We start from the raw sequence: 23,448 nt of genomic DNA, 5'->3' as shown, positions 1-23,448 counted from the left end.
GTGATGCTTCAATATTAAAAACAGAGAGGATGAATGGAAGGACAACGCACGGTCAGTAGTATTGAGACTCACGCAATAGAAAACCCGTTGCTTTGGCCAATGCTAGAAATTCTTAGAAAGCAGCCTTCCGATTGGAAAGTTCACACCTTAGCAAGCAAGTTGAGTGAACAGGGCTACATTTCGAAATTGGATGATTCTCCTGATAAGGATTTATTCAAACGAAATTTCTTAATCATGAACGCGCTATACCAACTGCAAGAAACGCTTTACCCAGATGCCTGGCTGCAAGTTGAAGCGATGAATATCCAGCTGATGTCTTCGTTAGAAGCTTCGAGGCATATCGTTGATATTAACGACCCTTTGCGTGAATATTATCTGGATTGGCGCAACTACGAAGCGGACGAAGATGAAGTGCGTCGATTGTTGAATGAATTTTGGACCACTTATCAAAAATTCATTGGTGGTTCGTCTACAGTCAGCGTGGATAAAACAAAAGCACTCTCACTGTTTGAGCTTAACCATGATGCAACACCCGCAGAAATTAGAAAGCAGTGGCGAAAACTCGCGCTTCGTTGGCACCCAGATAGAGAGAATGGTGATGCAGAAAGGTTTAGAATTCTTTGTGAAGCGTGGAATGTACTGAGAAACGAATGATTCGGTATGAATAAAGATAAAGGAAGGCAGCTAACTATTAGCTGCCTTTTTTCATTGGATTGTCTCAATCAGCGTATCAAAACTAGCATGAAGGCTTAAACTGAGATTTTCTCATGCGATTAAGCGCTGCCATTACGTCTAGTGTGCGTGGTTTGGCTAAGTCCCCTTGCTTAGGAAGCGATGCATGCCACTCACCAGACAGCATTTCTTCAATTTCCTTCGCTGGATGATTACACCAGCCTGGAAGCTGAGCGATTTGGAACCATAACCAGCCAATCGTGTTGACTTCATCAGCGGACTCAATCTGTTCCAAAGCGCTAAGGTCAGTAAACTCTTTGCCAAATCGAAGTGACTCTTTGCCTTTCGCATTCACACGAAATTTACCGTCAGTGAGAATATTCATCAAAGCAACGCGATTCAGGGCGCGAGGCGGGAAGGTTTGTAAACGTTCTTCCGATTCGTTATGACGTTGAGTAGGGTGCTGAGCGATCACTTCTTTCGCTTTTTCTGTCACATCAACCGCTTGGTAGTCGTGCATCTGAATGACTGTGTCGGCAACGTCTAAGTAGTCGCCTGAACCACCCATAACGATAATGGTAGAGATATCGAGATCATCTCGCAATTGACCAATGCGATCGACAAGAGGGGTAATTGGTTCATCACCTTTTGCCACCAATGCCTGCATACGTTCATCTCGAATCATGAAGTTCGTCGCAGAGGTGTCTTCATCAATCAATAACGTGCTCGCACCCGCTTCAATAGACTCTTGAAGCCAAGCGGCTTGTGATGTTGAGCCTGATGCATCTTGAGTCGAAAAGTCCGCTGTATCTTTACCCATTGGCAAATGGTTGATGTAATTCGACAGGTTCAAATGATGCACGCATCGACCATCTTCGGCGCGGATCTTCATTGCCTTGTCATCAGCTACGATGTATTCACGACCATCTCCTGGAATATGGTCGTAAATCGAACGCTCAATCGCATTCAGTAAGGTAGATTTACCGTGGAAACCGCCACCAACGATTAGCGTAATGCCCTTTGGAATCCCTAATCCCGTGACATGGCCTTTGTTTGGTGCATGTAAAGTCACTTGCAGCGATTCAGGGGCCTTGAACTCAACCGCCTCTTTCATTGGGAGATCACAGTTGCCAGCAATTCGAGGAAGAATGCTGCCATTTGCGACAAACGCAACTAGGTTATTGGCTTCCAACTGTGCACGCAGGGCGTCTTGGTCTTCAACAACTTGGCAATGCTCAATCAATGCTGCTTTGTCGAGTTCACGTTCTAAGGTCGCTCGACGGATAAACTTAGGCAAATGGAAAGTCAGTATGTTGTTGGCTTTTTTCCCCAACACTGAACGACCTTCAGCAGGCAAGTTAACTCGAAAACGCAGTTCAATACCTTCCTCGGTAAACAATACTGCGGTGCTATCCAACACAGTTTGGCCATTCAATGAAATGGATACGGAGTTTTCTTGTTTAGCAAACTGCTCAAAACTGCGCGCAATAAAATCACGTGCTGCTCGTTGAAAAGCAGGGGACTCGTCTTTTAACCATTCCAGACCAGTCAAGGACCAGGCGCGAGTTGCACGAAAACGTGACGCGGAAGCATACGGATCTCCTTGTACGTGATCGATGAACAAAGTGAAATCAGTGAAGTCGTATTGACCTTTGATTTGCTGATAAGCGCGGTAGTTCTGCTTTTCAATTTTCTTAAGCGTGGCAGTCAACTGATCCATGAAGATATTGGCCTTTTAATAGAAGCGGGCGGCGATTATAGAAACCACCGCCACCTTAGTAAAGAGAATGCTTAGGAAGAGTAGGCGTATTGTCCGCCTGAAAGACGCTGATTAAACAAACTTTGCTCAAATTCATTACAAGGCATCGGTTTACCATAGAGAAAGCCTTGCCCAATATCACAACCCTCACCAATAAGAAACTGCTCTTGTTGGGGGGATTCAATGCCCTCAATAACCACTTGGAGGTCCAGTTTTTTAGCTATGTGTATGATAGAGCAAATGATCGCACGATCATCGTCCGACTTTTCCATTTGCTGGACAAAGCTCTTATCAATCTTGATGGCATCAAATGGGTATTTCTTCAAATAGCTGAAAGAGGCGTACCCAGTACCAAAGTCATCCAGTGACAACGTCACGCCTAGTTCGTGCAATTTGTTTAGCGTTGTGCGTGCTACGATTTCATCGGCAATTAAAGCGCTCTCCGTCACCTCGAGTTCGAGAAAATGTGCTGGTAAATGGAAGGATTCGAGTAGGTGTTGCACTTGCTCCGCAAAGTTCACGTTTTGTAATTGAATTGGAGAGACGTTAACGGCAATTTTGAAATTATCAATTAACTCCGACCACTGTTTAGCTTTGTCTATCGCGGTACGAAGAACAAAAGAGCCAACTTCAAAAATAAGCCCATTTTGTTCGGCCATATGTATTAATGCTTCGTTAGAGACGTCGCCCAGTATTGGGTGTCTCCAGCGCAGCAATGCTTCTGCGCCAATCCATTTGTGAGTATGGGGATGAACTTTGGGCTGAAAGTATAGCATCAGGTCGTCATTTCTTACCGCTTGCAACAAGTAGCTTTCCAATTGATTGTGGTTGTTTAGCTCATTCGAATGACTTTCACAAAAATAACTATACGCTTCGCCAGACTCTTTACACAGCAGCATGGCATAGCATGCATTTTGAAGAAGTTGTTTGGCATTGCTGGTTTGGTGGGCTTGTACAACACCAATATAAGAGTTGAGGTGAACCTCTGTGTCTTTTATATAAAAGCTTCCCAAGCCAATATTGGTGATATCATCCAGTAGCTTACGCAATTTCATATCAATATCGTTGCCCCAAATGAGCAATACAAGGTCATTCGAGCTCGGCCTCCCGGTAACAAAATAACTCGATTCTCGTTTACCAAGGCGATACCGAAATTCTTTTAATATCTCGTCAAAGGCCTCAAAGCCATAACGGGTTTGGATACTGCGAGCATTACTAAAGCCAATGTTTATCACGAGCAGTGATTGCTGGCTATGATCCAACGTTCCGAGTGTCTCTCCGACAACACTTTCCAGTGCTGCGCGGTTTAAGAATCCGGTTCCCTGATCGTGTGTTTTTTGGTAGCTCACTTGTTTTTCTGCGGCCTTACGACGATCAATCTCTTTTGTTAGGGAGTAACTCAACTGCGCTAGGTCCGTAGTACGGTTCTCAACTCGATTTTTGAGTTCATTATTAAGACGCTGGAGTTTGTGTTGCTGATACACGACGGAGAGCTGCGCTTCGATTGAGTCTTTGAAAGTTCCGAGCAATTGGCGGTAAGTGTCGCTGTATTCATTCTTCTTGGAATCAAGCATGCAGATGGTTCCAAACGTCTCTCCATTTGGCCAGAATAACGGTAAACCGCAATAAGATATCATGCCTAGTTTGATGTCAGGGTTATTGCACCATTCTTCATCCTCGAGCGCATTAGGAACCATGAGTTCGCTCTTATGCTCAATGACATGCTCACAATATAAACCGTTGCCGAGTAGTTCAGCATCGCCGGTACGATAGGGGTTACCTTGAGTTTCACTGGATGTGTTGACTTCTATACGATCTGGGTGGATACGCATGATTAATGTGGTGGGTACGTGCGTGATTTGAGCCAGTAAGTTGACGATTTCCTGCCAGCTTTTTTGCATAGACTCAGGGATTTCATAATCTAATGTTTGCAATCTCCCCATATAGGTCATCCTTTACGTGGTTTCACTTCCTGTGAATTTAAAATGTAGACTGCTCTATCTTGTTCTCGGTTTTTAATTAAGTATAGGGTGGCTGGGGCTTGAAACAAAAAAAAGTCCTGAAAAGTGTTCAGGACTAGGAATAGTTATCACATATCTCATACTTGAAACAGATAACAAGCATTAAGGTTTAAGCGATTTTAGCGACTCAATAGAAATGTCTTGCGAATAGTCGACGTCTTCAAAGTTAAAGCCATTTAGCTTCATAAATTCATCTTTAAAGCCTTGGTAATCACCAATCTCTTTAAAGTTATTGGCGTTCATTTGTTCTAAAAGAGCATGGACTTCTTGTTGTACTTGCGGGTCAAGTTCTAAGTCGTCTATCCGGATTAAGCGTTCGCCGTCAACAGGCACTTTATCTTGATCGTACAATTTAGTGGTAAACAGTCGCTGCATTTGTTCAATACAACGTTCGTGAGTACCTTTTTCCTTCATCACTCGATAAAGTGCTAATAGGTAGGGACTTAGCGCAGGAATGAACACACTGGCTTTCGTCACCAACGCCTTACACACTGTTGCGTAAGCACCGCCGTCAAAGTTGGCAAGTTTTAGATTCAACGAGTGACTGGTTTGGTGTAAATCTATTTTCGCTCGACCTAACGTACCATCGAGATAGATAGGGTGCGTAACGTCTGGTCCCATGTAAGAAAACGCGATGGTTTTGCAGCCTTGTGCAATCGAGTCGTTATTAATCAGTGTATCAATCCAGCTTTCCCAGTCTTCACCGCCCATCACTTTGATAGTGGCTTCGGCCTCTTCCTCTGTTGCGGGAGTTAAAATGGTTTCTACCCACTGATCGTTTTCCAGCATAATTGAAGCGCCAGTAACAGGCTCACCAATAGGCTTAATGACGCTGCGCCAAAACTCATCAGACTCTGGTTTAGGTCGAACACCCGTCGCTAAGCTATAGATGACTAAATCAACTTCACCTTCAAAGTACGTTTCAATGGCTTCAATCACTTGATTGCGGACAGAGTCAGAGAATGCGTCACCAACAATATTGATGGCGGTACGCCCCGCGTGATTTGCTTCTTGTTTAAAAAAGATGTTGTTATACCAACCCGCACTTCCAACGCCTTTATCTGAAGGCCCGCGCTCGAAGGAGACACCAATGGTATCAGCTTTAGCACCTCCGAAGGTGAGGGCAATACGAGCCGCTAACCCGAAACCAGAGGAAGCACCAATAATCAAAACCCGTTTTGGACCGCTTTTGATCTGCGGGGCGTGTTTTACGTATTCAATTTGCTCTTTAATGGATGCATGACACCCGTGTGGGTGAGCAGAGCGAGCAACAACACCTTGAATTAAAGGGTCTATTCGCATGTTGTTATCTATCCTCGATGAGTGGAATTGAAAATAGATTAACGTAAAGTTAAGTAAAACTTATTGAGCTAGACCATTAAAATTAGAGATGTTTAATTAATTCTTGAGCAACAAAGTCAGCAATCCAAGGCTGTGCATCAGGCTTTGGGTGAAGGCCATCATCCATCATCCACTCGGGTTTGATGACCACATGCTCTAAGAAGAATGGCATCAAGGTAACTTGTTGATGTTGTGCAAGCTTAGGGTAGATATCGTAAAACATATCGCTATAGCGCTTACCATAATTAGGTGGCACTCGAATTTGCATCATGACAACGTCCGCACCTGAATCTTTTATCATGGTAATCATTTTTGAGAGATTCGACGTAATAAGTTTAGGAGGGAAACCTCTTAGGCCATCGTTGGCACCTAACTCAATGAGCACCATATCAGGGCTGTGCTGGGTTAGCAGCTGTGGTAATCGAGCTAAGCCGTTGCCTGTGGTATCGCCAGAAATGCTGGCATTAATAACTGTTACATCTTGACCATGTTCTGACAACGCATCAGGGAGTAAGCTAGGCCAACTCTTTTCGATCGGCATCTGATAGCCCGCGCTCAGGCTATCACCTAAGACAAGTAGCTTTTCGCTCGCATGTGCAGTAGCGGAAAAACAAAAAAATAGAACTAAGGAAAGTATACGAATCATGCAAACACCTGTACTTAATGCACCTATTGTTCAAGCCAATTTGGTTTCTAAACAAGTCTCTACTAATCAAGAGCAATTAACAATCCTCAAAGATGTAAATGTTGACATCAGGAAAGGAGAAAAAATCGCCATCGTCGGTACTTCCGGTGCGGGTAAGTCAACGTTGATGACGTTGTTAGCTGGCCTTGATACACCAACATCAGGTGAAATTACCTTGTTAGGTCATGAGTTATCAAAACTTGACGATGAAGCTCGCGCAAAAATTCGCGCTGACTCTCTAGGTTTTGTTTTCCAAAGTTTCTTATTAATCCCGAGCTTGAGTGCATTACGCAATGTCACGCTTCCTTGTCTTTTACGTGGTGAAGCCGAAGATGAAGCAAGAGCCGCCGAATTATTAACCGCTGTTGGATTGGAAAAACGTGTCGATCATCTTCCAAGTCAATTATCTGGTGGTGAACAACAACGTGTCGCGCTAGCACGTGCCTTTATGACACAGCCTGAACTGTTGTTCGCAGACGAGCCTACCGGCAATCTTGACCATCAAACCGCAGACAAAGTGATTGAGCTGCTATTCGATCTTAATGAGCAGCATGGAACAACGCTGATATTAGTTACACACGATGGTCATCTAGCAAGTCGATGTGACCGTATTTATCGTATGGAGGCGGGTGAGCTTAAGGAGGAGGTGTAATGTCTGCAGTATCATCAAGCGAAGCAACATCGACAGAAAGAAGCAGTGCAATAAAACACTCGTCAAACAAAAGCCTAATACGTTGGAGTTTCGGCGAAATAAGACAGGGGAACCTTTGGCCTATTAGCGTCGCTCTTATTCTTGTGATTGCGAGCATCTTTGCGCTTTCTGCATTAGCGGAGCGAATGGAGCAGGTGATCGTCAAGCAGGGGAAGGATGCATTGACAGCGGATGCGGTGTTTGTGTCTGCTAATCCTATACCTGACACGTTGTTATCCTCGACTGAAAACCTAGAACGTTCGACGATGACACGATTTGCCACGATGGCATTTAGCGACAATGGTATGCAGTTGATTTCCGTAAGGGCAGTGGACGACAATTACCCTTTAATGGGAGAACTGGTACTAGACAACAACCCATCCGGTCGCGTTAAAGAGAACCAACTATGGCTTGATGAGCGGATTATGGCTCAACTAGACGTCAAGTCGGGTGACAGCGTCACTATAGGCGATGCCGATTTTACGGTTTCAGGTGCAGTGCTGATGGAACCTGGGTTAAGCTTTAACCCATTTCAACAAATGCCTTCTGCATACATCCATCAAAAAGACGTTGAGAAAACGGGAGCGATTCAAGTCGGGAGTCGAGTTCAATACCGTCTGTTTCTACAAGCCGATGATAAAACGCTAAAAGGCCTGCAAGAAGATACGGTTCTTTCTCCTAGTGATCGCTGGCGCACGCAAGATACTGCCAGTCGTAGCAATGAGGTTTTTGAACGTACGACGCAGTATCTGTCGTTGACCGTAGCGATTGTCATCATTATGGCGGCGACAACATTGGTTCTTACTTGCCAAAACTACGTGAATAGTCGAACACAAACCATTGCGATGCTAAAAAGCCTTGGCGCAAGTCGACGATGGATTGAAAAATGGCTGTTTATTCAAGTCACAATCCTGCTCATTAGCGCCAGTGTCGTTGGGTTATTGTTGGGGAGTGGGCTGGAGTACTTATTGCGCATTCCACTCAAAGACTTATTACCAGAGCCACTACCTAGTTACGGCGTCACTCCATATCTAGTGTCGTTTATCTCAGCGGTCCTGATCACCGTTCCTGCCCTTGGCATACCATTGTTGGGTTTGATTAAAACTCCAGCCTTAGAAGTGCTACAGCAGGGCAAAGCACAACGTTCTTGGAAGCGAATGTTGCTCGTTCTAGTCCCCGTTGTTCCATTACTTTTGCTTTATGCTGATAATACCTTAGTTTGGATTGTTCTTATGGGTATTGCAGTACTGTTTGTTGTGCTTGCTGCAGTGAGCGTCGCACTCACAAAATTGTTTGCGCGTATTTCAACACAACCTGCCATGAAGCTTGCGTTGAGTCGTATCAACCGCACGCCAGTAACTAGTGGCCTGCAGTTTGGTGCTTTGGCGTTGTCTTTGATGCTGCTATCTATTATCTGGCTTGTGCGCAGCGATATTCTCGCGGATTGGGAGAGAACCTTACCTGCAGACGCGCCAAATGTCTTCGCATTAAATATTGGTGATTACGAACTCGATAGCTACCTAGAAACCTTAGATAAAAATGGGGTTACACGGTCACAAGCTTATCCAATTATTCGTGGTCGATTGACAGAGATTAATGGTCAAAACGTCAAAGAGATTGAATATGAAGGAGAAGGCTCTGACGCAATACGTCGTGAATTGAACCTTACGTGGGGAGACAGCCTGCCAGAGTATAATGATGTGCTTGCGGGTGAATGGACAAATAAGGGGAGTGTCTCCGTAGAAGCCGATGTAGCAAATGACTTGGGCATCGAACTTGGTGACAAACTGCGCTTTGTTATTAATAGCCAGAACTACGATGCGGTAGTAGATACCATTCGTTATGTTGAATGGCGTGATATGAAGCCTAACTTTTACTTTATTTTCTCATCCGACGTTATGGCTAATCTACCGGGTTCTTACCTCATCAGTTATAGAATTGATGAAGGGAACGAAGCACTATTAACGTCTATGTCTCGATCTCACCCAACAGTATCTGTTTTAGATATTCGTACCATGGGCGAAAAAATCCAGGACTTGATTCAACAAATCGTATCGGCAATCACTATTCTTGCTCTTTTAGGCGTGGTTGCGGGGTTGCTACTTATCTTTACGCTATTGAGATTAAGCTTATCCCAACGTCAACAGGAGATCCGTTTGTATCGCACATTAGGTTCAAGTAAAAAACGGATCAATACAACTCTGTGGGCCGAATACGGCATTATGGCGTTGATAGCTAGCGGTGTCGCGGTATTCGCTGCGGAAGTTTGTGTGGCCGCGGTAATGACATATGGCTTCGATCTGAACGCACAAATTCACCCCGAATTGTGGATAGCTTTACCACTGGCAACATTTGTTACGTTGGCACTTGTCGTAATGAGTTTGTTGAAAAGATTGTTAACGCCAGTAAACACTTAATCACTGCAAATGTTATTAAATGTGGAACACTCCATGACACTTTTATTTTAGTTATCCACAAAAACAGTGGATAACTTTTGGGATAACTAAATGGGGTAAAAAGTGGGGTGTTTCTGCAGGCTTTGCGCCATGGGTCTTACAGTGAAATTGTTATTCACATAGGCACAAAAAAGTGTCTTCCTAACCATGTCGTCAAGTACTTTTTTTGCAATTTTTTTCTACTTTAACGCACCATAAAGGCGCAGTTGGATATTTCGCAAACCCATGAACTTTTTGTGATTTTAATCAAGCCCAAACACGAGTAGAATCCACCGTTAGTAAAGAATTTTCCTTATAAAATTTTTAGTGAAGCAATGAAGTCTGAGTTTCCAAATTACAAAGATAAGCACATCGCTGTTGTTGGTGGCGGTGTCGCAGGTGCAACAGCAGCAATTCATTTTGCGGAGCTGGGTTTTAAAGTTTCCGTAATAGAGAAGGGCGTATCACTGGTAAATGGTCCGCCCATTTGCCATTTACATGCAGGTGGCAACTTATATCGAGAGATTTCTGAGCAACAATGTTTAGATTTGTTAGCACAATCCATTGATACCGTTCGCCTATATCCGCTTTCACTGAATATTCGCCCGACGATCATTGCAGTCCCTCATTCAGATGGTGGAGACCCATCCGCACTTATTCCTCGACTAGAGGTGGTGAAAAATACTTATCAAACGCTCGTTGATAAAGATGAAAGTAACAAAGTGCTTGGTGAACCAAGTGAATACTACAAATTATATTCAAAAGAGGCTCTAGAAGCACTCGCACAACGCACTCAACCAAGTCACCCTGCAACCTTTGATGAGTGGTGTATTCCTTTTGCTCAACATGCTGATCTAGAAGCGCTAAAGTACCCAGTTGTGGCGGTTCAGGAATATGGCTGGAGTGTTTTTCGCCTTGCCGCAATTGCCAACTTAACGTTGAACGCTCTGCCAAATGCCTCAGTATGCACACAAGCAACGCTCAAACAAGCGGACTGGATGGGTAATCACTGGCAACTTGGTTACGAACGAGATGGCATTGATTATCTTATGACATGTGACTACTTGGTCAATGCATGTGGTTTTGAAACAGGATCCATTGACAATACCATCGGTGCCAAGCGTGATAGGTTAGTTGAGTTTAAAGCCGCTTACGTAACCAAGTGGGCAGACTGTCAACAACTGTGGCCAGAAGTTATTTTCCATGGACCGCGTGGAACTGATAAAGGAATGGCTCAACTGACCCCCTATGGTGATGGTTATTTTCAGCTTCACGGCATGACGAAAGGAATTACGCTATTTGAAGATGGCTTAGTTGAGAGTACGCCGTCTTCTGCTCAGCCTGAACTGCCAGTACCTTTACTCTCAAAGATACGTAACGGTTGGCGAGAAGAAGTCTTAGAAGAACGAACCAATAATGCTATTAAACACATGGCGCAGTTCATTCCCGACTATCATTCTGCTATCAAAGGGGGAAAAGCCCTGTTTGGTGCCCAGCAAATTCCTGGAACGGATCCGGTACTCAGGGCAGCCGATGTGACCTTTGAAGACAACCATTACGCACGAATAGAAGTGGTAAAAGCGTCATCAACACTACTCGCAGCGCAAAAAATGCTTCAGTTCTGGTTTGATATCGAACCTAACCAAAACGTGGAATCACAACATCCAGTCGCTGTGCATTGGTCTGAGCAAGAAATTGAGCAGTACGCGATTAAACTCACGCAAGAGCGAGACTATCCGCAAGCGTTAGCAGAGCGTTATGGGATGCCGGCATAATAGTTACGTATGGGCTCAGAGGTTGTATTAATATCCAAAAAACTGAGCCCATTGGCACCATACTTCTTGCAAGCCTTGTCTATCTCCTTTCACAAAATTCACTTTTTGCCCGGGTTTCGCCTGTGCCAACCTTGGCAGGTCAATACGTGCTACACAGCCAAACTTAGGATAGCCTCCGATGGTTTGGTGATCGTTGAGCAACACAATGGGATTACCATCGTTAGGAACTTGAATCGATCCTAGCGCAATTCCTTCCGACAGTACGCCTTCGTAAGGCGGTTTGATTTTGTTTCCTTCAAGACGATAGCCCATACGATTTGAATCAGGGGATATGGTAAATGCGTTGCTATAAAAGGCTTGGCGAGCGTCTTCATCAAAGTCCTCATTTTGATAGCCTTCAATCACTCTCAGCTTAATGGGTAAGTTGTAATCCGGCTTAAAGCGAAATGTCATCAGCCTTGGTTTGTGTTTCGGTAAGTTATGAGGAAAAAAGGGAAGAATATCGCCTGCTTTTAAAGCGCCACCATTTGAGTCATAACCACCAAGAGATTCTCTCGTGACTGTAGAGGCACTTCCTAAGTGCTGAGCAATATCGAATCCACCTTTAACCGCAAGATAGGATCGAAGTCCATTTTTTGCGACTCCGAACTGCAGCTTCTGCCCCTTCTTCAACGTAAAGTCAGACCAATTTGAGATAGGCTCACCATCTACTTTTGCATTCAAATCACCACCACATATTGCAAGATGGCAGTTATGTAGTGCGACAAAGCAAGCGTTACCCAAAGTAATTTCAATCGCTGCACAATTGACTACGTTCCCAAGTAAATGGTTTGCCCAACTGTAGGCGTAATCATCTACGGGGCCACCTTGAGTCACGCCAATATGCGCTAAGCCAAAACGACCAAAGTCTTGAATCAAAGAAAGTGGCCCTGACTTTTCCACCAGCAATCCAGCGTAACTCATAGAACACCTCCTAACTCGATAAACTTTTGTTTGGAAATGGCATTAAACGTGACCTTGTCACCTACTTCAAACGGTATAAAAGGTGGCGTATCAGAGAAAAGGGGAAGCGGGCTTCTACCGATAATGTTCCATCCGCCAGGACTATCTGATGGATAGACGGCCGTTTTAGAGTCTGCGATTCCCACGCTTCCGGCTGGTACTCGCGTTCTTGGTGTAGCTAACCTTGGCATATGTAATTGAGTATCGACATCGGAGAGGAATGCAAAACCTGGAGCAAAACCAATCGCTGAAACCGCATACTCGGCCTGAGTATGTAAAGAAATGAGCGCGTCTAATGATAGTCCACGATCTTGAAAGCGGGACAAATCTAGCGCGGTTTCTTCGGAGTAGTATACGGGAATAGTGATGTGATTAGGTTGAACAAGGCTGAGCGATTGAGTATCAAACTGACGGATCATTTGATGCAGTTTATGCACTAAATCTTTTTCATTGATTCGAAAAGGCAAGTAATCAATCAGGATGGTTTGATAGGATGGGACTACGTTCATAATGATTGACGCTAGAGTGTCTTTGATGTTTCGAGCAAGTTCTCCGACCGCATTTTCAGAGATATTCTCGTCAAACTTAATGAAAATACTGCACTCAGAGATCAAAGAGATACTAAATTTCTCTTTATGCATTAATTTCCTCCCGCGTATAGGCTTTGACGGATCTTTTGGATCAGCGCGATCGACTCTTCATTGTCACCATGAACACAAATCGTATCGGCTTCCAGTAAAATGTAGCCGCCAGAAGCGGTTTTGACACGCCCAGAGTCTGCTAACGTACGGACTTGCTCAAGTATCGCATGCTCATTCTTTAACACGGCATCAGGCTGTGTCCTAGGTGTAAGTAATCCGTCATCTTGATACAAGCGGTCTGCAAATGCTTCAAACAGCAAGGGAACGTCATAGTCATCTGCGATTTCTAAGTATTTTTCGTTTTCCTGTGACGCTAAAATCATTAACGGCACTTTGAATAAAGCTGCCGCCTTTACGACTGCTCTAAATATCGCATCACTTTTCATCATGTCGTTGTATAACGCGCCATGAGGCTTTATATAGCTGATATCTGTGTATTGAGCCTGACAAAGTGCCTGTAAAGCGCCTACTTGGTATATAACCATGTTAGTAATTTCATCACCCGTCATGTTTATACTGCGCCTGCCAAAGCCTTGGAGGTCGGCGTAGCCCGGGTGTGCTCCAATATCAACATCGTTGTCGTTGGCGAGAGTGATAGTGTCGTGCATGACATTAGGATCGGAAGCATGAAAACCGCACGCGATGTTTGCCATATCAACATGAGGCATAACATCTTCGTCTGCCCCCATAATCCAAGAGCCAAAGCTCTCACCCATGTCACAGTTCAATGTAAGTTGCTGTTTATTCAATGTCATACGTTTTATTTCTACACAAGCAATGGGTTCACGATGCAGGAAAATGCATCTAGGTTCAGTGACTCACTTCATTCTTCTATCATGAAAGCGAGGTTTATGATCTGATGGCTGACGAAAAAGATCACTTTAGTCCATAAAGATGTTGCCGTTATTTGAGTTGATCCGAATTTTAAGGTATTTCGTTCCTTTTCCATCCAATTTTTGAGAATTTAAGGTTATTTTGCATTGGCATCGTGTTAATCTTGTCGCCCTTAATGGGTAATGGATTGCATAACAACGCTTCTGTCATTTTTAGTGGTTGTCTGCGACAGGAATACATATGTCATTACGAGCAAAGCTTATTTGGCCAATTTTGGTCTTTATAACGGCTATCTTTGTTATCTCAAAAGGTTATACCTCGTATACTGCATACCAATCGTCTAAGCATGAGTTGGTCGAACAAACGAGAAAGTTGATTAACAATGTTTCTTTCTCAATTAAAGATGCGCTAACGACAAAGAACAAGCAAAAAGCTCAAACTACTCTCATCAACTTTTTAAACCAGCCGAATGTTACGCGGGTCAAACTTTACGACCAAGATGATCAACCTTTCGTTGTTCTTGAAGGAGGTGGGGTATCAGCTCCCGTCCCTAATCAAACTGAAAGAAGCAAGTTACACGCGCTAGGTTATGCCTTATCAGCCAAATTTCTTTATGTTCTAGAACCGATTATTCACGATGGTCGTGTCATTGGCAGTATGAGGGTTACGCTTTCCCATCGTCCAATCATAGAAGCCCAACAATCTTTACTTCAAGATGGTACTGTACTTCTTCTGTTGCTGTTCGCTGGTGGCACTATCTTTTACATAAGTATCGATAGGCTTGTTCTCAAACCTGTCATAGAACTGAGTCATACGATAGAGAGTGTGACACACGGACAAAATACGGATACTCAAGTTCGCTATTACTCCAAGGATGAAATTGGAGAACTCGCACATTCCTTCAATCAAATGATGAACAAGTTAACAACACGCGAGAAACAGCGGCAACATTCATTAGAAGTGTTAGAACAAAAGCGGGCATTTTCAGAAGAAGTCATTGAATCTGTTCAACATGCATTAGTTATTACCGACAACTTCGGGCGTGTTATTTACTGTAATACTGCGACTCGGCAGATATTTCAAAAAAAATCAGAGGAACTTGAGTATGCCAATATCCGTGATCTAATTAAAACGAAAACACCGAATGAGCTGAGCCAAATCCTAAGTAGGGGGTTAGAATGCGATGATATTCACCTCAAAAATGCAGACAACGAACAGCAGTTGAGTTTAACCAGTCGTCGTTTGTCCACACATGGACACTTATTGTTTTCGATTCAAGATATCACCGAAATTGAAGAGGCCATGAGCAGGCAGCGTGTTGCGGGGCGTGTTTTTGAGAGCAGCCAAGATGGCCTCATCGTTCTTAATCATCGAGGTGTTATCACAATGGCTAACCCTGCGGTCACTAAGTTAGTTGGACTAGAGATGGATCAGCTTATTGGGAAGTCATTTATCCAAACACTTAAGTGGCGCAAGTTGCAGGAAATGATGCCTAGCATCATTGAATCGATAGAAAACTACGGGGTATGGCAAGGGGAAGTTATTGAACAGAACCATCTTGGCCAGTTTGTGCCGATGTTTGCAAGGGTTAATCGTATCGTTAAGTGTGAAGACAATGGGTTCTACGACCTAGTCATTGTTCTTACCGATCTTTCTGGTGCAAAAGAGATGGAACGACTTGAGTACTTAGCTCATCACGATGCACTAACGGGGTTAGCGAATCGCTCCAAGTTCCATTTAGAGTTGGAAGAATTAGTACAACGGTCGGGATACTTACGTGACGAATTTGCGGTGCTTTACCTCGATCTCGATGGTTTTAAAGAGGTTAATGATACCTATGGCCATGACGCAGGTGATGAAGTTCTGAAAAAAGTAGCCGAGCGTCTAACATCTGCGACTCGACATAGTGATTTAATCGCAAGACTTTCGGGTGATGAATTTGTCATGTTGGTTAATCCTGCCAACCAAAAAGTCGTCACCCGAATTGCAGAACAACTGCTCGAAAGCGTATGCACACCAATCGAGTACAAAGGTAACTCGCTCAAGGTTGGCGTTAGCATCGGCGTAAAATTGGTCGGTGTTAATGAGCGAGATGCCACTCGAGTGTTAAAAAGTGCAGATACTGCAATGTATCAAGCTAAAAAAGCCGGAAAAGGCCAAGCAATATTAATGGGATGCGAATTGCAGGAGACAGTTTAAATCGTAACGTCAAAGCTTTAAACTAAACCCATTCGCGTCAGAAGGAATGATAAAATGAAAGTACTTGTTACGGGTGGTATGGGCTATATTGGTAGCCATACATGTATTCAAATGATCGAAGCTGGTATGACGCCAGTGATTCTAGATAACCTGTACAACAGTAAGTCTACGGTCTTAGAGCGCATTGAAAAGGTATGTGGCGTAAAGCCAACCTTCATCCAAGCCGATATCAGAGATAAATCGACAATGGTAGAGGTTCTAAAATCGCACGATATAGAAGCGGTTATCCATTTTGCAGGTTTAAAGGCCGTCGGTGAGTCCGTAGCAAAACCTCTAGAGTATTATGACAACAATGTGAATGGCACTTTGGTATTGGTTGATGCAATGCGCGAAGTTGGAGTTAAATCGTTGGTATTTAGCTCCTCAGCAACTGTCTATGGCGATCCTGCATCTGTTCCAATCACAGAAGACTTTCCAACTAGCGCAACTAACCCTTACGGACGCAGTAAATTAATGGTGGAAGAGTGTTTAACAGACTTCCAAAAGGCGAATCCAGATTGGAGCATCACACTTCTTCGTTACTTTAACCCTGTAGGTTCACATCCAACTGGTGAGTTAGGTGAAGATCCTCAAGGTATTCCAAATAACCTAATGCCGTTTGTTTCTCAAGTTGCGGTGGGCCGCCGAGAGTTCCTCTCTGTATTCGGTAGCGACTACCCAACGAAAGATGGCACCGGCGTGCGTGACTACATTCATGTGATGGACTTATCCGATGGTCACGTCGCTGCTTTGGAAAAAGTAGGTAACAAAGCTGGCCTTCATGTCTATAACCTTGGCACTGGCAATGGCTACAGTGTGCTTGAAATGGTGAAAGCATTTGAAACTGCAAGTGGTAAAGACGTTCCATACCAACTTGTTGAACGTCGTCCAGGCGATATTGCGGAGTGTTGGGCTGATCCATCAAAAGCAATGAATGAGTTAGGTTGGAAAGCGTCTCGCACTCTAGAAGAAATGACTGGTGATACATGGCGTTGGCAATCTAACAACCCTCAAGGTTACCCAGACGCCTAATTTTGATTTACATAATAATAACAAAAAGACGCATAATTGCGTCTTTTTTGATCCAAATCGGAAAAAATCGTAAATTACTGGTTAAAAGGTAGCAAGTCTATATAGAGCTGTTAAACTATGTCCGACTCTTAATTTGGGTTATAAATTTTCTCATAGCTATTGGGGTAGTTCATGGAACTCGGTCTGATCATCACTTTTATCATTGCAGCAGCAGTAATGGTGAAAAAAGAGATGGCAAAACAGTAAACTTTCATTTTTCATACTTTTCTTTACATTTTTGAAATGAAAGCCATAAAAAAAGCCAGCATTACGCTGGCTTTTGTGTTTTTAAGGTTTAGAACTCGTATTTAACACTAATGTTGTAATTACGCTCAGCTTGCGTTTTATCTCGACTTAACTCAGTCTTACCGCGAACATCGTTCCAAAGATGGTATTCTTCATTCGTCAGATTCATAACACCAGCATGAATGGTTATATCTTTCATTGGTTTGTAGTACGCCGTTAAGTCAACGACTGTCGCAGACGGCAAAGCAACTTGGTCTTTGATTCCGCCTTTATCACCATCAGAGTTGATATCACTGTTCGATTTCTTAGCCGTGTAGTTTACTTTTAGACTTGTCCCCCAAAGTGCATTTGGTGAATCGTAATTTACCGCTGCCACTGCATTCCATGGGTTGACGCTGTTCAATGGGTTACCATCACCATCTTCACCTTCTGTGTATGCTGCAACAAAACGAGTTGTCACGCCTGATGGAAGACCGGCAATAGCATGCCAATCAAGACGGTTAGATAGCTCAACCCCTTTAATATTTGCTTCATTAATATTGATATTTGTGAATTCAGTTAAACCACCATTATTTGATGACGTTTGCTCAATAAAGTCACTGTAATCACTGTAGTAGAACGCTACTTCAGTTGCAGACGCTGCAGTGTTATGACGGTAACCAAGCTCATAAGACAAACTCTTTTCAGATCCCAAATTTGGGTTAGGGCGGTTGGTATAGCCATGAGCCGGATTATCGTAGGTGTAGTAAAGCTCGTCGAACGATGGCGCTCGAAACCCTTGGCTCACTTGCGCGAAGATCGTGCCAGGTTGCGATATAGAGTAAGTTGCTCCTAAACGACCAGTTAATGCAGAGTCGCTAAACTTCTCGAATGACTCTTCAGAGGTGTTGGAAGGATTAGTAGAGAAGTAATCGTAACGCACACCTGGAGTCAGAATTAGCTTGTCATTAAGAAGTGAAATTTCATCTTGCAAGAATAAACCAAAGCTTTCTTCTTTTGCATCCGGAGTGTAAACGTAAACGGTATCTGGCGTGCCGGGATCGGAATTCAACTCGCGATTGGTATTACTGATGTCACTATGTTTATACGATATTCCGTAAACAATATAGTGATTTTGAATCTCTTTATCTAACTGAGTTTCGAATTCAAATTTGTCTTCAGTATATTCATAATCTTTTTTCTGTTGGTTGTCACCACTAGGCGGTACGTAAGGTGGATAACCTGGGCTGGCTTCGATAAAGCGATTAGACACGCCGTTTTCTTCTTTACCAATCCATGTAAGCTTGGACGTGATCGTATCCGAGATAGCTGCATCTGCAAACCAAATGTGCTTGAGCCCAATGCGATTTTGCTTGGTTGTGTCTTCAGCGTTGAAGTTTTTGTAACTTTTATGTGCGATCTCTGAGTCAGTCTCGTTGTAAATAACTTCTCCCAAGAACTCCAAGCGATGAGCGTCATTCAATTGAGATTGAAGTTTTACCAATAGGTCGTTTTTGTAATAATCTTGGTTGTCCACAGAATAGTTATCGTAAGGTGCCTTAGAGAAATTTTGTAGCTCTCCACCATCACGTCGTGTAAAGGCAACAAGTGCTTCTGTATTACCGAAACGCTTTGCTAAAGCTACATGCTCACTAAAAGAGTTATCTTCCGATGAATAAGAAAGTTTTGCTTGACCACCAAAGTCTTTACCATCTTTGAGGAAATCCTTCGGATCTTTTGTTTCGAATGCGACAACACCCCCAATTGCATCACTACCATGTAGACTAGAAGCTGCACCTTTAACAATTTCGACACTCTTTAGCATATCAGGGTCAACAGTAACGGCACTAGAGTTGATAAACGAATATGGTCCACCGCTGAATACACCTGGTTGAGATGCACCGTCTACTAAGATTTTAACTCGTTTACCTTCCGTCCCGCGAATGTTAATACTTTGAACGCCTTGGCGTTGAGTGCCATTAACAGTAACTCCTGGCGTATACTCGAATAGATCATTCAAGTCCTTTACCATGTTTTCTTCGATTTCTTTCTCAGAAATAACGGCAACAGACGCAGCAACCGTATCAATGGTTTGGTTGGTACGGGTTGCCGACACAACGACTTCTTCAAACTTAGAAACTTCTTCCGCATAAGCAGTCTGGGAAAGGGCAACTAAAATCGAGGCTGACAAAATTGATTTTTTATACATTGGCTTCAATACCTTAGATCCATAATAGGTAACAACAAACGGGATATTAATAGATCTAAATAATAATTACTATCATTACCATTGTCGTTTGTGGTTTTATCTTGAGTAGAACTCTTAGGTTATGAGCATTTCTAGTCTTTAGTTATCAGTGTGTTATATTGTTTAATGTTAGTTCTTGATAAGATCATCCAAATACAATCAATGTGACAAAAATCACATTAAGAGAGGCCATGTGCAGAGTCCAATTACGTTAGAAGCGCTCCATATTCTGGATGCCATTGACCGAAGAGGGAGTTTTGCAGCTGCTGCGAATGAGTTAGATAGAGCCCCGTCATCACTGAGTTATCAGATCCAGAAACTCGAGCAAGACTTAGACATCATTATCTTCGATCGCTCTGGTCACAAAGCCTATTTTACTGAAGCAGGAAAGCTCATCCTTGAAAGAGGGCGAGCCATTTTACAAGCCAGTGAAAAGTTAGTGAACGATGCAACGTTATTGGCGAATGGCTGGGAACTGGATATTACCATTGCCTTTGATGGCATTATTCCTATATCCAATTTCTTCCCTATGGTTGATGCATTGGCTGAAGTCAGCTCAACACGAGTCAGACTGCAAGAAGAGATCTTGGCTGGTAGCTGGGAATCGCTGAATACAGGTAGAGCGGATTTACTGATTTGCCCATCACTGGATACACTTCCTCAAGAAGTCAAATCAGAAAAAATTGGTAAGATGAGCATGTTTTGGGTAGCGGCAGCTGATCACTATGTTCACAAGCGTAGTGGTAAGTTTGATGAGGCGGCGCGAGAAAAGTACCGAATCATTGCCATTGCAGACACTGCACGCGAACAACCTGCGCTCTCAATTAATATCATTCAAAAACAGCCTCGCTTGACCGTCACCAACTTTACGGCAAAAGTAGATGCGCTCACTGCAGGTTTAGGCATTGGTACGTTACCAAGCCAAATTGCACAACCTTTGATTGATAGTGGCGTATTGAAGCGAATCGAAGGTACAGAAGAGCAACCGATGGATATTATCTTAGCATGGCGCCGAAATACCATGGGTGAGGCGAAATCCTGGTGTATTCAATACTTGAAAAAGAATTGGAAACTAAAGTAACAACGTAACTTTTACTTCTTAGGTTCCCATTGCTTACCGAATCTAAGAAGTAAAGTTATCGCTAATGCTTTATTTTTCAATTTAAAGGAAGCACCATATCTGCCGTACCATCGGCAAACTGAACATCGACTTCAAATCCCAGGTTTTGAGCTAACATCAACATCCCTCTGTTTGTAGGCATGGTCATTCCAGACATTTGCTTTGTGCCTTTAATCTTGCAATAGCTGATAATTTTCTGCATCAGCACTTTACCTAAGCCTTTTCCTTTCAAATCTGAACGAACCAAAATAGCAAACTCAGCATCACTATTATCTGGTGTAATCAATGCGCGGGCTACGCCTATGAAAGACGGTCCGTCGGTATTAAACGCTACCGCAACAAACGCCATTTCGCGGTCATAGTCGATTTGGGTGAAGTTTGCCAAAGCCTCATGGTTGAACTCACCAACCTCAGAAAAGAAACGCTTATACAGATCTTCTTTCGATACGCTATTAATGAATTGAGCATGCAGCGGCTCATCTTCAGGCAGGATAGGGCGCAGCAGGATAGGTTGGCCATCTCGAAGCGTTACAGTTTCGACAAATTCTGCCGGGAAAGGACGAATCGCCAGACGTTTTTGCGCATCTCCCTCGTATTTACACAGTGTGATGTCCGCATCGAGGATAGTTAAATCGCTTTCCGACACCAATACTGGATGGATATCCAGCCTTTGTATTTCTGGCAACTCAACCGCCATTTGGGAGATACGAACTAAGAATTTCGACAACTCACTAATATCGAGCGCATCTTTGTGTTTCTGCAGGCGAATCTTTCCAGACTTTAAAGCCACAACGACAAGGTAGCGTGCAAGCGTCATGTTCAAAGGAGGAAGTGCAGCGACGGCATCTTGGGCGATATTCCACTCCGAGCCGCCTTGACCAAGCAAGATCACAGGTCCAAAGACCTTATCTACTGCAATACTAATCCGTAGCTCTTCAGCGCTGCCGAGCTTTGCCATACCTTGTACCAACAGACCGTGTACATTGGCAGAAGGGTAACTTAGCTTTACGGTATCTAGAATGGATAGCGCTGCGTTGGAAACTTCTCGACTGTTTCTTAAATTCAGGGCGACACCGTGTACATCCGATTTATGAGGAATGTCTGGAGATCGCAACTTAACCGCAACAGGGTATCCGATATTTTCTGCCATATGCACGGCTTCAATTTCGTCAGATGCAATCCATGTTGGCAGAACATTAAACCCGAACAGCTTAAATAATGGGCTGGTTTGATGCGTATCCAAGGTAACTGTGTTTTTATCCAGTAGTCGTTCATTTACCCATTCTTTTGCAGAACTCACACTTCCAGAGTGCAATGGCTCAGCCGTCGTTGGCGTTTCCATTAATTGCTTCTGGTTTCGCCGATACTCAACCAGGTGCATGTATGCAACGACCGCACTTTCCGGCGTTCGATAGGTTGGAATGCCAGCTTGAGTAAATGCCAGTCGTGCCTCTCTCGACGTTTGTTCTCCTGACCAGTTGGTCAAGATATTAAAATGCTTATGCCGAGGGTGAGCCTTGATCGCCTCAATAACAGCTTGAGCAGTTTCAAGAGGGTCGGAAACCGCAGAAGGACTATGCATAATCAAGATCGCATCTGCACAGTCGTTATTCATCAGTGCGTTAATGGTATCAATGTAGCGTTTTTTTGTTGCGTCACCAGACAGATCAATCGGATTTCGAGCGCGCCAGTTGGACGGGAGTGCAGTTTGTAATTGCTCAATGGCAGCGTCATCAAGTGTTGCGAGCTGGCCACCACGTTCAATCAAAGTATCAACGGACATAACAGCAGGGCCGCCGCCATTGGTGACGATCGCTAAACGCTCTCCACGAAGTGGCACAGAATGCGTGAGTGTTTCTACCGCAGCGAATAGCTCATGCGTATTGCTGACTCGTAACATACCAGTTCGACGGATGGCAGAATCGTAAATTACATCAAGCGTATCACCATCTTGCTGTTCGAAAGTATTCATCTCTTTAGAGCGGCCCGCTTTTAATACCAATATACGGCGGTTCCGTGAAGCAGCTCGCGCAGCAGACATAAATCGTCGAGCATCTTGGATGTTATCCACATAAAGCAGAATAGCTTCCGTATTCCCATCCATACTTAAGTAATCAAGCAAATCTGCAAAATCGATATCCTGTCCGCGTCCAATCGAAATGAACGAAGAAAAGCCAATATTCTTATCATTTGCCCAGTCTAACACTGTGGTACAAACCGCCGCAGATTGTGAGATGAACGCAATTTTTCCGGGCTTAGCCGCAACAGGAGAAAACGTGCAGTTAAAATTGTGCCAAGGCAAGATAATACCTAAGCTGTTTGGTCCTAAAACTCGAATATTCAATGATGAAATATTTAAAGGCTGGGCGTCATCAGAGATAACAATCGCAAACGGTGTGCCTCTCTCATCTAACTCTTTAAGCAGTTGCTCGTTGCGTGAAACGTTCGTACATAAAATCGCAATATCTGGCGTATAGGGTAGGGAAGCCACATCAGGGTAGGCTATAACTCCGGATACCGCTTTGTATCGCGGCGTTACTGGCATAATCGCGCCACCAAACCCACTTTGTAGAAGGTTGCGCATAACTACATGTCCTGCTCGCAATGCTTTTTGAGATGCCCCAATAACGGCCACAGAGTTGGGTTTAAAGAGTTTATGTAGTTTATTCATGCTGACTCCTAGCCGTTTG

General features: G+C 43.7%; 16 protein-coding genes. 7 read left to right on the top strand and 9 right to left on the bottom strand.

Annotated features, from left to right (window positions below; translation table 11 throughout):
• Positions 1-33: 33 nt before the first annotated feature.
• Positions 34-654, top strand: coding sequence for a DNA-J related domain-containing protein (locus ACZ5ZC_RS07595; protein WP_054867599.1), 621 nt, complete (start codon positions 34-36; stop codon positions 652-654).
• 82 nt (positions 655-736) lie between these two features.
• Here the strand turns inward: ACZ5ZC_RS07595 and ACZ5ZC_RS07590 are convergent, their stop codons facing one another.
• The 4 genes from ACZ5ZC_RS07590 to tesA all read right to left on the bottom strand — a co-directional run bounded on the left by ACZ5ZC_RS07590 (position 737) and on the right by tesA (position 6,439).
• Positions 737-2,392 (bottom strand): ABC-ATPase domain-containing protein, encoded by a 1,656-nt coding sequence (locus ACZ5ZC_RS07590; protein ID WP_005395489.1) that lies wholly within the window; start codon positions 2,390-2,392, stop codon positions 737-739.
• Positions 2,393-2,463: 71 nt separating this feature from the next.
• Positions 2,464-4,374, bottom strand: coding sequence for a bifunctional diguanylate cyclase/phosphodiesterase (locus ACZ5ZC_RS07585; protein ID WP_053808423.1), 1,911 nt, complete (start codon positions 4,372-4,374; stop codon positions 2,464-2,466).
• 180 nt (positions 4,375-4,554) lie between these two features.
• Positions 4,555-5,754, bottom strand: a complete 1,200-nt coding sequence (gene fabV / locus ACZ5ZC_RS07580; protein WP_048625035.1) for an enoyl-ACP reductase FabV — start codon at positions 5,752-5,754, stop codon at positions 4,555-4,557.
• Positions 5,755-5,836: 82 nt separating this feature from the next.
• The gene (gene tesA / locus ACZ5ZC_RS07575; protein ID WP_005395483.1) at positions 5,837-6,439 is read right to left on the bottom strand and encodes a multifunctional acyl-CoA thioesterase I/protease I/lysophospholipase L1; all 603 of its coding nucleotides are present in this window, start codon (positions 6,437-6,439) and stop codon (positions 5,837-5,839) included.
• Between tesA and ACZ5ZC_RS07570 the strand changes: the two genes are divergently transcribed.
• From ACZ5ZC_RS07570 to ACZ5ZC_RS07560, 3 genes are all read left to right on the top strand, one after another.
• Entirely contained in the window at positions 6,438-7,130 is a 693-nt protein-coding gene (locus tag ACZ5ZC_RS07570; RefSeq protein WP_005395482.1) for an ABC transporter ATP-binding protein, read from the top strand. The genes tesA and ACZ5ZC_RS07570 overlap by 2 nt on opposite strands.
• Positions 7,130-9,586, top strand: a complete 2,457-nt coding sequence (locus ACZ5ZC_RS07565; RefSeq protein ID WP_464931569.1) for an ABC transporter permease — start codon at positions 7,130-7,132, stop codon at positions 9,584-9,586. Before ACZ5ZC_RS07570 ends, ACZ5ZC_RS07565 begins: the two co-directional genes overlap by 1 nt.
• 353 nt (positions 9,587-9,939) lie before the next feature.
• Positions 9,940-11,379: an FAD-dependent oxidoreductase gene (locus ACZ5ZC_RS07560; protein WP_464931568.1), complete on the top strand. Its 1,440-nt coding sequence runs from the start codon at positions 9,940-9,942 to the stop codon at positions 11,377-11,379.
• A gap of 27 nt (positions 11,380-11,406) precedes the next feature.
• Here the strand turns inward: ACZ5ZC_RS07560 and ACZ5ZC_RS07555 are convergent, their stop codons facing one another.
• From ACZ5ZC_RS07555 to ACZ5ZC_RS07545, 3 genes are read right to left on the bottom strand one after another with little or no spacing between them, the layout of a single operon-like run.
• A complete protein-coding gene (locus tag ACZ5ZC_RS07555) occupies positions 11,407-12,342 on the bottom strand; it encodes a 5-oxoprolinase subunit C family protein (protein ID WP_046876110.1) in 936 nt (311 codons plus the stop codon).
• Positions 12,339-13,022 carry a 5-oxoprolinase subunit B family protein gene (locus ACZ5ZC_RS07550; protein ID WP_134645663.1) on the bottom strand — a complete coding sequence of 228 codons (684 nt, stop codon included), beginning with the start codon at positions 13,020-13,022 and terminating at the stop codon, positions 12,339-12,341. Before ACZ5ZC_RS07550 ends, ACZ5ZC_RS07555 begins: the two co-directional genes overlap by 4 nt.
• On the bottom strand, positions 13,022-13,777 hold the full coding sequence (locus tag ACZ5ZC_RS07545; protein WP_330942972.1) for a 5-oxoprolinase subunit PxpA: 756 nt from the start codon (positions 13,775-13,777) through the stop codon (positions 13,022-13,024). The genes ACZ5ZC_RS07550 and ACZ5ZC_RS07545 overlap by 1 nt, the downstream gene beginning before the upstream one ends.
• 319 nt (positions 13,778-14,096) lie before the next feature.
• Here ACZ5ZC_RS07545 and ACZ5ZC_RS07540 point away from each other — a divergent pair, with 319 nt between their 5' ends.
• Both ACZ5ZC_RS07540 and galE read left to right on the top strand, forming a co-directional pair.
• The gene (locus ACZ5ZC_RS07540) at positions 14,097-16,055 is read left to right on the top strand and encodes a diguanylate cyclase domain-containing protein (protein ID WP_464931567.1); all 1,959 of its coding nucleotides are present in this window, start codon (positions 14,097-14,099) and stop codon (positions 16,053-16,055) included.
• Positions 16,056-16,109: 54 nt separating this feature from the next.
• Complete coding sequence (gene galE / locus ACZ5ZC_RS07535) at positions 16,110-17,126, top strand: UDP-glucose 4-epimerase GalE (RefSeq protein WP_375222879.1); 1,017 nt, start codon at positions 16,110-16,112, stop codon at positions 17,124-17,126.
• 334 nt (positions 17,127-17,460) lie between these two features.
• Here the strand turns inward: galE and ACZ5ZC_RS07530 are convergent, their stop codons facing one another.
• Positions 17,461-19,599, bottom strand: coding sequence for a TonB-dependent hemoglobin/transferrin/lactoferrin family receptor (locus ACZ5ZC_RS07530; RefSeq protein ID WP_464931566.1), 2,139 nt, complete (start codon positions 19,597-19,599; stop codon positions 17,461-17,463).
• A 232-nt stretch (positions 19,600-19,831) separates the two neighbouring features.
• Here ACZ5ZC_RS07530 and ACZ5ZC_RS07525 point away from each other — a divergent pair, with 232 nt between their 5' ends.
• Positions 19,832-20,719: a LysR substrate-binding domain-containing protein gene (locus tag ACZ5ZC_RS07525; protein ID WP_395207937.1), complete on the top strand. Its 888-nt coding sequence runs from the start codon at positions 19,832-19,834 to the stop codon at positions 20,717-20,719.
• A 76-nt stretch (positions 20,720-20,795) separates the two neighbouring features.
• On the opposite strand, the gene ACZ5ZC_RS07520 is transcribed toward ACZ5ZC_RS07525, so the two are convergent.
• Positions 20,796-23,429: a bifunctional acetate--CoA ligase family protein/GNAT family N-acetyltransferase gene (locus ACZ5ZC_RS07520; RefSeq protein WP_464931565.1), complete on the bottom strand. Its 2,634-nt coding sequence runs from the start codon at positions 23,427-23,429 to the stop codon at positions 20,796-20,798.
• Positions 23,430-23,448 lie beyond the last annotated feature (19 nt).

The organism is Vibrio sp. JCM 18905, assembly GCF_055393305.1.
Note: the sequence above shows the minus strand (reverse complement) of the source record. Positions and strands in the feature narration are given on the sequence as shown.